We start from the raw sequence: 12,816 nt of genomic DNA, 5'->3' as shown, positions 1-12,816 counted from the left end.
ATAATTTTATCTTTTTATGGTATTCTAAATTTTCGTAAAAAGACATTGGTAGAATTAAAACGAAATCATCTACAGTTTCGGTTAATTTTCAATTTTGGGCAATTAAAAGAAACAGCAGATTTTGATAGTTGCATCTCTACAAAAATACCGAAAAAAGGTGAACTTTTTACGAAAACCCCATATTAAGGAATTAAATTTATTTCGTTGCTAAATTGATAAAATTTAATATTTTTTTTAACAAATACGCAAGATTAACATTCAAAATTAATTCTTCATTGCATTATTCAATTATCTTTGTCTTAACAAAAATTGCACAATGGAAGAATGTATCTCTGTTTTTGATATGCTTAAAATTGGCGTTGGCCCTTCGAGCTCACATACTTTAGGTCCGTGGAGAGCCGCCGAACGTTTTTTAGAAGAGTTAAAAAATGAATCAATTTTAGATCAGGTTAAACGTGTAAAAGTCGATTTGTACGGTTCTCTTTCCTTAACCGGAAAAGGCCACGCGACCGATTTATCTGTTATGCTTGGTTTAAGTGGTCAGGATCCTGAATATATTCCGGTGGAGAATATTGCCGGAATCATTAAAACTATTGAAGATACAAACGAGATCAATCTCGCAAATGAATATAAAATTCCGTTTTATTTTCTTCAGGATATTGTTTTCAATAAAGACTTTCTTCCTTTCCATGCAAATGGATTAAAATTCACGGCTTATAAAAATGATGATTCTGAATACGAATCTACTTTTTATTCTATTGGCGGCGGCTTCGTGGTAAAAGAAGAACGCGAAAATGCCAAAATCAAAGAAGTTATAAAATGTGCTTTTCCGTTTCCAATTCAAAATGCGGTTGAGCTTTTAAATTATACGGTTTCTGAAAACAAATCTATTTCTGAGATTGTTTATGAAAACGAAAAATCAATGCGTTCTGAAGAAGTAATTCATTCCGAATTAATGCGCATTTGGAATACAATGTTAGAATGCATGTACATTGGCTGTCATACCGGAGGAATCCTTCCGGGCGGTTTGCATGTTCGTAGAAGAGCTTTTGATATGCACCAAAATTTAATTGGTTTATCAAATTATAAAGATCCGCAATCGTGGCTGGAAGAAATCAGAAAAACGGAAGTAAAATTTCGTCAGATTTTAAAATGGGTAAGCTGTTTTGCATTGGCCGTAAATGAAGTAAATGCTTCGTTAGGCCGAGTTGTTACGGCGCCAACAAACGGAAGTGCGGGTGTTATCCCGGCTGTTTTAATGTATTATCTGGTTATTGAAAATCATGATGCCGGCGAAAAAGAAATCAAACAATTTTTGATGGTTGCCGGAGAAATTGGAAGTATCTTTAAAAAAGGTTCTACGATTTCTGCAGCAATGGGCGGTTGTCAGGCAGAGATTGGCGTTTCTTCATCGATGGCAGCGGCGGCTCTTTGCGAATTAATGGGCGGTACTCCCGCTCAGGTTTTAATGGCGGCAGAAATTGCAATGGAACATCATTTAGGTTTAACCTGCGACCCAATTGGTGGTTTAGTTCAGATTCCGTGTATTGAGAGAAATACAATGGGCGCTATAAAAGCCATAAATGCGGCTGAATTGGCTCTTGAAACTGATTCTAAAAATGCAAAAGTTCCGTTAGACAAAGTAATCAATACGATGTGGCAAACGGCAAAAGACATGAATTCTAAATACAAAGAAACCTCAGAAGGCGGACTTGCCATTGCGGTAAACATGGCTGATTGCTAAATATATTTTTTGCCATAGATTAAAATGATTTTTTCACGCAGATTCTGCAGATTTAAGCAGATTTTATTTAAAATTAAATCTTCTTATTTTTAAATCTGTATAAAATAAAAAATCTGTGAAAATCCTTTTAATCTGTGGCAAAAAAAATCAAAACAACTTAATTCAGTGTCCGAAAAAGCTTTCATTGAAAAATATGGGACTTATATCGATCCTTCGATAAAATCGCCGCATAATTATTCTATTATAATGGAAGACAGTCAGTTTAGATTAGAATTTAAAGACGGAAAACTTTTTTCTGTCGAAATAATCTTTTATTGCTGATTCTCAAGTTATAATTATTCAATACTTTTACATCTTCAAAAAAATATAAAATGTCAGTAGCAAAAAAAGATTATAAAAGAATCACAACAAAGTCATTAATTGAAATGAAAAGCAACGGAGAAAAAATCTCTATGCTTACGGCGTATGATTATACAATGGCTAAAATTGTTGATACCGCAGGAGTCGATGTGATTTTAGTGGGAGATTCGGCATCAAATGTTATGGCGGGTCATGAAACGACGCTGCCAATTACTTTAGATCAAATGATTTACCACGCTTCGTCTGTAGTTCGTGCTGTAGAAAGAGGTTTGGTTGTGGTTGATTTACCTTTTGGAAGTTACCAGTCTGATCCTAAAGAGGCTTTGCGTTCTGCTATCAGAATTATGAAAGAAAGCGGCGGACATGCTGTAAAACTTGAAGGTGGAAAAGAAATTAAAGAATCGATCAAAAAAATATTAAACGCAGGAATTCCGGTTATGGGACATTTAGGTTTAACGCCTCAGTCTATCTATAAATTCGGAACATACAGTGTGCGTGCAAAAGAAGAAGAAGAAGCTGAAAAATTAATTGAAGATGCTAAAATGCTTGAAAAAATAGGCTGTTTTGGTGTTGTTCTTGAAAAAATTCCTGCTGATTTAGCCGAAAAAGTAGCGAAAAGTATTTCGATTCCGGTTATTGGAATTGGTGCCGGAGGCGGCGTTGACGGACAGGTTTTGGTTATTCACGATATGTTAGGAATGAACAATGAATTCAGTCCTCGTTTCTTACGTCGTTATTTAAACTTATACGAGCTAATGACAAAAGCAATTGGTCAATATGCTGCTGATGTTAAGTCGAGTGATTTCCCTAATGCTGGGGAACAGTATTAATTTTTTTAAGGTGCTAAGGTTCTAAGTTGCTGAGATTCTAAGGTTTCTTTTTTAGGTACAAAGGTTCAAAGTGACAATCCCGAAGCTTCGGGACAAAGGCTTTAAAAGAATACGAAAAAAAATAATTGCCTCCAGCTTTAGCTGGAGGTGTTTTTTAAGCTTCACTGAAGGCTTTAGCCAAACTTTTCCAATCTACAATCAGAAATCTAAAATCTAAAATTCCCTCCATACGTCTAATATGAAAATTCTTTCGGATAAAAATAATCTCCAAATCTTGCATGAAGACAATCACATTATTGTGGTTAACAAGCGCGTTGGCGATATTGTACAAGGTGATAAAACAGGCGACAAACCTTTATCTGATGTTGTAAAAGAATACATAAAAGACAAATACAATAAACCGGGGGATGTTTTTCTGGGTGTAATTCATCGTTTAGATCGTCCTACAACCGGAATTGTGGTTTTTGCAAGAACCAGCAAAGCATTGACGCGAATGAACGAATTGTTCAGTAATCGCGAAACTAAAAAAACGTATTGGGCGGTTGTGAAGAATAAACCTGTTGAAGCTTCTGCCAAACTAGTTCATTTTTTAAAAAGAAACGAAAAAAACAATACTTCAAAGGCGCATTTAAAAGAAGTTCCAGACAGCAAAGCAGCAAGTCTGGATTATAAAATAATCAAAGAACTTCAAAATTATACGGCTCTGGAAATCAATCTTCATACGGGGCGTCATCATCAAATTCGTGCGCAGTTGTCGGCAATTGGATCTCCTATTAAAGGCGATTTAAAATATGGCGCCGACAGAAGCAATCCTGACGGAGGAATTCATCTTCATGCCAGAAAACTAGTTTTTGTTCATCCTGTTTCAAAGGAAAACATCACAATCATTGCTCCAACTCCAGATGAAACGATTTGGAATGCCGTCTGATTTTTATGATTAAATTGTTAATTTTTTAAATTTTATCGATTAACTTGCATATCCTAAAAAACAAGCTGATCATAAAATGGAATTCAAAAACGACATTGGTTACAGAAAAGAAACGCTGAAAAAGTTATTATATAACATTCAAAAAAGCGAAGATTTAATTGTAAAAGCTTTGTATGATGATTTTAAAAAACCAGAATTTGAAGCTGTTATAACTGAGACGAATTACGTTATTTCGGAATTAAAAGATACCATCAAAAACCTTAATTCCTGGGCAAAACCCAAACGTGTCTTCCCTTCTATTCTTAATTTTCCTTCTTCAGATTATATTTATAAAGAACCTTACGGAAATGTTCTCGTAATTGCACCGTGGAATTATCCGTTTCAATTGGCTTTATGTCCGTTGATTTCAGCCGTTGCTGCCGGAAACAGAGTCGTTTTAAAACCATCAGAACTTACTCCGCATACTTCTTCTATTATTGCTAAAATCATTGAGAAAACATTTCATATCAGCCATGTTGAAGTTTTTGAAGGCGGTGTCGAAGTTTCAAACAAATTACTAGCACAGCGCTGGGATTATATTTTCTTTACCGGAAGTGCTCCTGTTGGAAAAATCGTAGCAAAAGCTGCTGCCGAAAACCTAACTCCCGTAACACTTGAATTGGGCGGTAAAAATCCCTGCGTTATTGATGAAACTGCTAATTTAAAACTGGCGGCTAAACGAATTGTGTGGGGAAAATTTATAAATGCCGGACAAACCTGCATCGCTCCGGATTATGTTTTGATTCAAAAAAACATGAAAGTCAATTTCATCACCTTTTTAATGGAAGAAATTGTAAAAGCATATGGTAAAAAAATAGACAAATCGCCAGATTTTGCCCGAATCGTAAATACTAAAAACTGGGTGCGTTTAGATCAAATGATTGAACGCGAAAAGGTAATTTTTGGAGGAGAAACAAATGCTGACAAACTCTATATTTCTCCCACTTTAATTGAAGAACCAAGCCTGGACAGTGCCGTAATGAAAGAAGAAATCTTTGGACCTATTTTACCCATTTTAATTTATGAAACCGAAGCTGAGATTCATAATGTGATCAGCAAGTACGAAAAACCTCTCGCTTTTTATATATTCAGTGAAAATAAATCATTTGCTAAAAAATTAATTGCAAATTACTCTTTTGGAGGCGGCTGCATAAACGATACAGTAGTCCATTTTTCTAATAAAAGGCTTCCTTTTGGCGGTGTTGGACACAGCGGAATTGGGGCTTATCACGGAAAATTGAGTTTTGACATTTTTTCTCATCATAAAGCGATAGTTAAAAAAGCAAACTGGCTGGATCTGCCAATGCGCTATGCTCCTTATAAAGATAAACTGGCTTCTATAAAACGAATTTTAGACTGGCTTTAAATTAGGGAAACAATTTCGTAATATTTGTAGATTTTTATTCGGAATTGATTTAAAATATTATATTTACGTCAACTAATTTATGACAACGAAGAATATAAAACAACTCTACTTTTAAAATGAAATCTACACTTGAACAAATTGAAGACATCAAAAAAGATGGCTATTCGATAGACTTTTCCACTGTTTTCACATATGCTTTTGAAAATTACAAAAAGATAGCTTTGTATTCAGGATTGATAATTCTTGTGTTTTCAATTCTTGCTTTTATAGTAATCATGGGATTAGCCACCGTAGTTTATGGTATACAAGCACTCTCTGAAGATTTCATTAAAAACTTCGAAAACCAAAAACTTACCTACATCGAACAATTAGTTTCAACAGCTGCTGTTGCAGTAGTAAGCGCAATATTTGCGCCGCTTGGAGCCGGATTTCTTAAAATGGCAGACTGCGCAGATAAAGATGAAGAGTTTAATGTTTCAACAATTTTCACCTATTATAGAGCACCGTACTTTTTTCAATTATTTTCTTTAGCATTTCTGTTAGCCATTGTAAGTACTGGTATTTCGTATGCTTTAGACAGCACCGGGATAATGTTTTTAGGCGGCGGAGTATCAATAATGATTTCGTTTTTTACTTATTTTTCAATTCCCTTAGTGATTTTTGGAAATTTAAAAGCAATAGATGCCATTAAATCAAGTATTGTTATTGTAAGTAAAAATCCATTAATAATTTTCGCTCTGTTTGTCATAGGGTTTCTTGGCTCATTAGTGGGTCTTGTTGCCTGCTGCATCGGAGTAATTTTTACTGTTATATTCAATACATCAGTAACGTATGCTGCTTATTATTCAATTTTTACCGAAGAAGAGCAAGCAGATTCTATTGATTCAATTGGAAAATCGGATTTTGAATAAAAACAAAGTTCTAGTAAATTTCAAAGGGCTTAACCAACTCTATTATTAGGATTTAAATTGCTATTTACTAAACCAAACATATCCCAAAATCTATGGTAGAAAACTATAGTTTTTTCAATCTATTGGTTTCAGGTATTACCTGTTCTGGTAATACTCTGAAATCAATTATGACAAACTGGTATGTTTTCAATTCAGACATTATTTTTTATAATAACCCAAAATTTATAGTTCTCGGCTTTTCTTTGCTGGGCTTTTTGGGGCTTTTGGTTTATCAATTTTTTCGCATCAAAGCAAAAATTGGGAATTTCATTGAAAAAAAGAAAGAAGCAGAAACTGCAGGAAGGGAATATCAGCTTTATATTTTATTTTTTGGAATTGCAGTTATTGTAATCGAAATCATAAATGAAATTTTTAAAATCAGGCCAAAAAGTTTACTGGTCGTAAACGTTTCAATTGGTTTTTCTGTTCTTATTGCTTATGTAATAACCGACAAAGTAAAATGGCTGAGAGATAAAATTCAGCAAATTTTTGTCTTTAGTTTCTTTATTTACATTATTTATGTTTGTTACAACATCGTTTTTCTGGCAGAAGATGTTGTGCCGATAATCGTTTTTTTAATCTCGTTTTTCTTTTCATACAACATTTTAAAACCAATTAAAGTTTACTGGTTTTTTGTTGCTCTCGTTTTTATATTTCTCTTTTCAACAGTTACATTTCAATTAATTCCTTTAAAATCTTCTGTTTTATTAATTAATTTCTGTATCCTGATTTTTATTATTAACCAGGTAAAATACGCTGTTTTACAAAATAACAGGGACAATTTCAGGTTTGCAAACGAAATTGTACACAAAGGAAATTCCCTAACAATTGCAACAGATCAAAAAGGGGAAATCTTATTTTGCAGCGAAACAGTAACTCCTATTTTGGGTTATCAGCCCGAAGAAGTTATGGGACTTAATTTTTGGAAACTTACAAAAGGAGACGAATACGATAAAAGTATTTCTATAATACATCATGAAGAAAATAAAATTTATACCCGAAAACTAAAAACTAAAAACGGAGAATATAGATACATACAATGGAAAGATAAAAAATTCTCAGAGGATTTAATTATTAGTATTGGTCAGGATGTTACCGAGCAGATTATTGTTCAGGATCAATATAAAAATTTAATTCAAACGGCAACTGATATTATTTTTGAAGTCGATGCCGACGGTCATTTTACTTTTATAAATGAATTTGCGTATTCACTTTTAGGTTATTCTGAAGATGAAATACTTCAAAAACATTATTCAAACTTTATTCATGAAAAGTATACCATGAGTGCGGTTGATTTTTATGAGAATTTTGAAAGCAACGAAAATAAATTCCCAATAATTGAACTTCCTATTTTAAAGAAAAACGGACAGGAATTATGGATTTCGCAAAAGATTATCATTCGCAAAAATGATTTAGATCAAACTATTGGTTTTGCAGGAATTGCGAGAGATATTACCGATATCAAAAATGCCGAAAATGAGAAAAAGAGACGTCTCGAAAAAATTGAAGCATACAACAATTCAACTAAAAAATTATCAACAACAGACTTTAGCACTTACACTAACTTAAATACCGTTATCGATTATATTATAAAAGAAGCTTCGACTGTAAGTAAAGCTAACAGGGTGAGTTTTTGGAAATATTCCAGAGATTTGATTACCTGCAAAAATCTATACAGTGTTGACAATCAGAATTTAAACGATAAAAATATTCTAAACAAAGAATCCTATCCTATCTATTTTGAAACCTTAAAAAATAAAGCGATTATAAATGCTCCTGACGTTTTTAATAAATTAGAAACATCTGAATTTCAAAAGCTTTATTTCACTAAAAACAAAATTAAATCAATGCTGGATGTTCCGATTTTTTTAAGCGGACAGCTGGCTGGTGTTGTTTGTTTTGAAAGTACAGACGAACAAAGAGATTGGGATAATGAAGATATCAATTATGCCAGAACTATTTCTGACGTTGTTTCGCTGGCTATTTCGATGCAAATGCGTTTGGAAACAGAACGCCGATTAGAATTTAAAAGTCAGCTTTTATCGGCACTTTCACTTTGTACTGAGAAATTTTTGCTGAGTAAATCTACAGAACAAATGTTTCAGGAAACGTATGATTTGATTGGAAAAGCTTCAAAAGCAGATCATATGTTTTATTATGAAAGAGATTTTACGACCAATACTGTTATTCAAAAATACAAATGGTCCCGAAAAGGAATTCCGCATCAAATCACGCCTTTGCGCCATATGACAGAGGAAAATTTACAAGAAATTTTTGATGCCGCAAAAAACAAGCGAATTCTAAATACGTATACCAGAAAGCTTGAAGATAAATTTTTCAAACAATTACTCATCAATAATGAGATAAAATCAATTTTAATTCTGCCGTTGTACATCAATGATATTTTTACCGGATTTATTGGTTTTGATGATTGCAGCAAAGAGCGAAAATGGTCTGAAGAGGAAATTTATATTTTTCAGGTTTTGGCCAATAACATTTCATCCGCATTAGAAAGAAACCGAAACGAAAGTAAGATTATTGAAAGTGAAGAAAAATTCAAATTAATCGCCAATAATATTCCCGGAACCGTTTATTTATCGAAGTTTGATGCGTTTTCGACTAAGATTTTCCTAAACGATGAGATTCAAAACTTAACCGGATATTCTAAAGCGGAATTTATCGAAAATAACCTTTCATTTTTATCTCTTATTCATCATGAAGATCGTGATGAAGTTATTAATAATCAAATTGATAATCTTCAAAACGGAATGCCTTTGCATAATGTTTACCGCATTAAACGAAAAACAGGCGAATATATTTGGGTTGAAGAATTTGGCGACGTTATTAAAAAAGGCGATGAAATTGAATTTGTGGGTGGAATTTACTTTGATATCACCAATAAAAAAGAAACCGAAGACGCCATTAAAGCCAAACAATTGGCAGAAGCCGCCAATAAATCAAAATCGGATTTTCTGGCCAATATGTCGCATGAAATTAGAACGCCTTTAAACGGAATTATAGGCTTTACACATTTATTGATGAAAACTGAATTAGAAGAAATTCAGGAAAAATACATGACTACCATTAATCAATCGGCACATTCGCTGTTGGAGATTATCAATGATATCCTCGATTTTTCTAAAATTGAAGCCGGAAAACTGGAGCTTTTTATTGATTTATATGATATTAAAAAAGTACTGGGTCAGGTTTTCGATTTAATTGTTTTTGAATCCAATCAAAAAAACCTTCAGCTGGAACTCAATGTAGATCAAGACGTTCCTAAATATATCTGGACAGATATTGTTCGAATAAAACAAATCCTGATTAATCTGCTTTCGAATGCAGTAAAATTCACCAATGAGGGTTCTATAAAACTGAATGTTTCTGTTTTATCGAAAACTAAAAATAACTTTTCGACCATACGTTTTTCTGTAATTGATACGGGAATTGGAATTATGGAGAAAAATCAAAAGAAAATTTTCAAAGCCTTTTCGCAGGCAGATAGTTCTACAACGAGAAAATTTGGCGGAACCGGTTTAGGTTTAACCATATCCAATCAGCTTTTAGCTTTAATGGAAAGCCGATTACAGCTGGAAAGTAAGATTGGTGAAGGAAGTAACTTCTTTTTCGATTTAAATTTAAAAACCAGCAATCAAAGCATCAATGAAAAGTATAATACAGAATTAAAAAACTTACAGGCTCTACCTGATGAAAATCATAATGAAGCAACCAGCAAAAACATACGTTTTTTAATTGTCGAGGACAATAAAGTTAACATGCTGCTCTTAAAAACAATTGTGAAAAACCTGTATCACAATGCTTTTATTTTTGAATGCGAAAATGGTTATGAAGCTGTAAAACAATTTGAAAGCATTAATCCAACGCTTGTTTTTATGGATATTCAAATGCCAATTATGAACGGCTATGAAACCACAAAAGCCATTAGAAACACCACCACAGGAAAAGATATTCCGATCATTGCGGTAACTGCGGGCGCCGAAAAAGAAGAGCGCAACAAATGTATTTCTGCCGGAATGGATGATTATATTTCGAAACCAATTATGAAAGGCACTGTCGAAGAGACTTTGGTAAAATGGTTAAAATAATTAAAACTAAATCACCTCAAATCATAAGTTATTCCCAAAAATTATATAAATTCGTACAAGAAAAAACATAAAAAGCTTAAATACAATTTACTATGAAATGGAGAGGTTCAAGAGAAAGCGATAATGTAGAAGATAGAAGATCAGTTTCTGGCGGAAAAATAGCTGTTGGAGGCGGTGTTATTGGTATCATTATCTTGCTGTTGAATGTTTTTGGTGGTGAAAATGCAAAACTTATCACACCTGTTTTAGAACAAATGCAAGGCGGGCAGACTCAAACTGAAGCTGCTGCACCATTAAGCAAGGAAGATGAAGAAATGGGGCATTTTGTAAAATCTGTTTTAGCAAAAACAGAAGATACTTGGGGAAAAATATTTACCGAACACGGAATGACGTATAAAAACCCAAAATTGGTGCTTTTTAGAGGTTCTGTTCAAACTGCTTGCGGTGGAGCATCTTCTGCATCGGGTCCGTTTTATTGTCCCGCAGATCAAAAGGTTTACATGGATTTAGGATTCTTTGAAGAACTAAAAACAAAATTCGGTGCCAAAGGCGGAGATTTTGCCATTGCGTATGTTATTGCCCATGAAATTGGACATCATATTCAGACTTTATTAGGCACTTCTGCAAAAATGCATCAGGATCAAGAAGGTAAAAGTCAGGCCGAAGCCAATAAACTTTCTGTAGCTCTGGAATTACAGGCCGATTTTTATGCCGGAGTCTGGGCACACGACAATCAACAATATTTAGATGAAGGCGATATCGAAGAAGCATTAAGTGCTGCAAATGCAGTTGGTGACGACGCAATACAAAGCAAAATGCAAGGACAAATTGTTCCGGATTCCTTTACTCACGGAACATCAGAACAAAGAATGTACTGGTTTAAAAAAGGTTTCAAAACCGGCGATATCAAACAGGGAACTACCTTTGAGGAAATTTAAAAACACAATAAGCCAAATATAATAACCACTAAAGCATGATTTAACCGTCATGCTTTTTTTTGTTTTTTTATTTTTAACCATATAAGTTATGTAAGGTCATTTTAGATTGCTTTGTGGTTATTTTAATGTTATAATTATTGTAGATCATATAAGGAAACATGTCCAACGGTTTTAACCGCTGGGGCGTAAAGTATATCACACCTCAATACAGCAACGAATATCACAATACGTACCCTGAACGTCCTCGCGGTTGAAACCGCGGGCTATATTTGAAATGCAATAACATTTTAGAAGAAATTTAGATAAGCTGCATCAAACATAGCCAGCGGTTTTAACCGCTGGAACGTAATGTATAACACAAATGCAATATCTCACAACGCATATTATATATAATACGCATATCCCAAGCATCCTCGCGGTTGAAACCGCGGGCTATATTTTAAATGAGAAAAATTTTGAGATACAACAAATATTGAGCTATTCTCTTTTTAAACTTTTTAGTTACAGCATTAAAGCCTAATCTAAAATGACCTTACATAACTTATATGGTTCAAAAAAAATTAAACGCACAAAAAAAGCCTTGAATTTCTTCAAGGCTTTAAATTTCTGGGTGGCTGACCGGGTTCGAACCGGCGACCCGCGGCACCACAAACCGCTACTCTAACCAACTGAGCTACAACCACCATTTTTGCTTAGCGAGTGCAAATATATAACAAAGGTTTACTTCTACAAAGAAAAAAATGAAAAATTTACATCAAATTTTCTAAGCTATTGACTGCCAAACATCTTTCAACAGTAAAACCTTCTGCAAAATCTTTTCCAACTAGTCTTCCTAGGTCCTGCGCACGATAATTCAAACTCTCAAAGAAGTTTTTACTTGTAATTGGCGTTGCAGGTTCTTTTGAATTCGGATCGTAAAATTGTGTTTTATAAGCAGAAATCGCTTCAACCTTTTTGGCTTCAAAACCAGTAATATCTACCACAAAATCAGGAGTAATATTTTTCCACTGAATATAATGATATACCACTTTTGGTCTCCAGGCATCTTGTTTCTCTCCATCGATCGAAGTTTCGATTTTTACCAATCCAGATAAAAAGCACGCATCAGAAACTAGTTTACTTCCTTTACCGTGATCAATATGGCGATCATCAACTGCGTTGCACAATACGATTTCAGGTTTATATTTTCGGATCATTTTAATGACTTCTAATTGATGTTTTTCGTCATTCATAAAAAATCCGTCGCGTAAACCTAAATTCTCACGAATCAAAACCCCCAAAATCTTTGCTGCGGCTTTTGCCTCTTCATCTCTAGTTTCAGCAGTTCCACGCGTTCCTAGTTCACCGCGCGTTAAATCTACAATACCCACTTTTTTCCCTAGGGAAACTTCTTTTAAAATTGTTCCGGCACAACCCAATTCTACATCATCCGGATGTGCGCCAAAGGCTAATATGTCTAGTTTCATAATTTTTAATATCAATGTCAAAAATCAATTTCAATTACAATTCTGAAAATTAAAATCAATCTTTTGTCCTTATTCTTTACTCTATTCTC

The 12,816-nt window shown here is 33.8% G+C and carries 8 protein-coding genes and 1 tRNA gene; 7 read left to right on the top strand and 2 right to left on the bottom strand.

Going from position 1 to position 12,816, the window contains the following annotated elements; genetic code table 11:
• Window positions 1–316 precede the first annotated feature (316 nt).
• From BUE10_RS10505 to BUE10_RS10475, 7 genes are all read left to right on the top strand, one after another.
• Complete coding sequence (locus tag BUE10_RS10505) at window positions 317–1,744, top strand: L-serine ammonia-lyase (RefSeq protein WP_073484860.1); 1,428 nt, start codon at window positions 317–319, stop codon at window positions 1,742–1,744.
• Window positions 1,745–2,115: 371 nt separating this feature from the next.
• Window positions 2,116–2,934, top strand: a complete 819-nt coding sequence (gene panB, locus BUE10_RS10500; RefSeq protein WP_073484859.1) for a 3-methyl-2-oxobutanoate hydroxymethyltransferase — start codon at window positions 2,116–2,118, stop codon at window positions 2,932–2,934.
• Between the two features lie 238 nt (window positions 2,935–3,172).
• Window positions 3,173–3,862, top strand: a complete 690-nt coding sequence (locus tag BUE10_RS10495; protein WP_073484857.1) for an RluA family pseudouridine synthase — start codon at window positions 3,173–3,175, stop codon at window positions 3,860–3,862.
• 76 nt (window positions 3,863–3,938) lie between these two features.
• Window positions 3,939–5,267 (top strand): aldehyde dehydrogenase, encoded by a 1,329-nt coding sequence (locus tag BUE10_RS10490; protein ID WP_073484855.1) that lies wholly within the window; start codon window positions 3,939–3,941, stop codon window positions 5,265–5,267.
• Between the two features lie 116 nt (window positions 5,268–5,383).
• A complete protein-coding gene (locus BUE10_RS10485) occupies window positions 5,384–6,178 on the top strand; it encodes a DUF2189 domain-containing protein (protein ID WP_073484853.1) in 795 nt (264 codons plus the stop codon).
• 92 nt (window positions 6,179–6,270) lie between these two features.
• Complete coding sequence (locus BUE10_RS10480; RefSeq protein WP_073484851.1) at window positions 6,271–10,323, top strand: PAS domain S-box protein; 4,053 nt, start codon at window positions 6,271–6,273, stop codon at window positions 10,321–10,323.
• Between the two features lie 92 nt (window positions 10,324–10,415).
• Complete coding sequence (locus tag BUE10_RS10475) at window positions 10,416–11,261, top strand: KPN_02809 family neutral zinc metallopeptidase (protein WP_073484849.1); 846 nt, start codon at window positions 10,416–10,418, stop codon at window positions 11,259–11,261.
• Between the two features lie 609 nt (window positions 11,262–11,870).
• On the opposite strand, the gene BUE10_RS10470 is transcribed toward BUE10_RS10475, so the two are convergent.
• Both BUE10_RS10470 and bshB1 read right to left on the bottom strand, forming a co-directional pair.
• Window positions 11,871–11,944, bottom strand: a tRNA-His gene (locus tag BUE10_RS10470).
• A gap of 66 nt (window positions 11,945–12,010) precedes the next feature.
• On the bottom strand, window positions 12,011–12,727 hold the full coding sequence (gene bshB1 / locus BUE10_RS10465) for a bacillithiol biosynthesis deacetylase BshB1 (protein ID WP_073484847.1): 717 nt from the start codon (window positions 12,725–12,727) through the stop codon (window positions 12,011–12,013).
• Between the last annotated feature and the right edge of the window lie 89 nt (window positions 12,728–12,816).

The sequence above is a fragment of the Flavobacterium sp. CF108 genome (genome assembly GCF_900129795.1).
Classification (GTDB): domain Bacteria; phylum Bacteroidota; class Bacteroidia; order Flavobacteriales; family Flavobacteriaceae; genus Flavobacterium.
This window is presented reverse-complemented; position numbering and strand designations above follow the sequence as displayed.

What these genes read in the sequence shown, in the direction of transcription:
- BUE10_RS10505 (WP_073484860.1), top strand. Translation starts at nt 317, where the DNA reads ATGGAAGAATGTATCTCTGTTTTTGATATGCTTAAAATTGGCGTTGGC.
- panB (WP_073484859.1), top strand. Translation starts at nt 2,116, where the DNA reads ATGTCAGTAGCAAAAAAAGATTATAAAAGAATCACAACAAAGTCATTA.
- BUE10_RS10495 (WP_073484857.1), top strand. Translation starts at nt 3,173, where the DNA reads ATGAAAATTCTTTCGGATAAAAATAATCTCCAAATCTTGCATGAAGAC.
- BUE10_RS10490 (WP_073484855.1), top strand. Translation starts at nt 3,939, where the DNA reads ATGGAATTCAAAAACGACATTGGTTACAGAAAAGAAACGCTGAAAAAG.
- BUE10_RS10485 (WP_073484853.1), top strand. Translation starts at nt 5,384, where the DNA reads ATGAAATCTACACTTGAACAAATTGAAGACATCAAAAAAGATGGCTAT.
- BUE10_RS10480 (WP_073484851.1), top strand. Translation starts at nt 6,271, where the DNA reads ATGGTAGAAAACTATAGTTTTTTCAATCTATTGGTTTCAGGTATTACC.
- BUE10_RS10475 (WP_073484849.1), top strand. Translation starts at nt 10,416, where the DNA reads ATGAAATGGAGAGGTTCAAGAGAAAGCGATAATGTAGAAGATAGAAGA.
- bshB1 (WP_073484847.1), bottom strand. Translation starts at nt 12,727, where the DNA reads ATGAAACTAGACATATTAGCCTTTGGCGCACATCCGGATGATGTAGAA.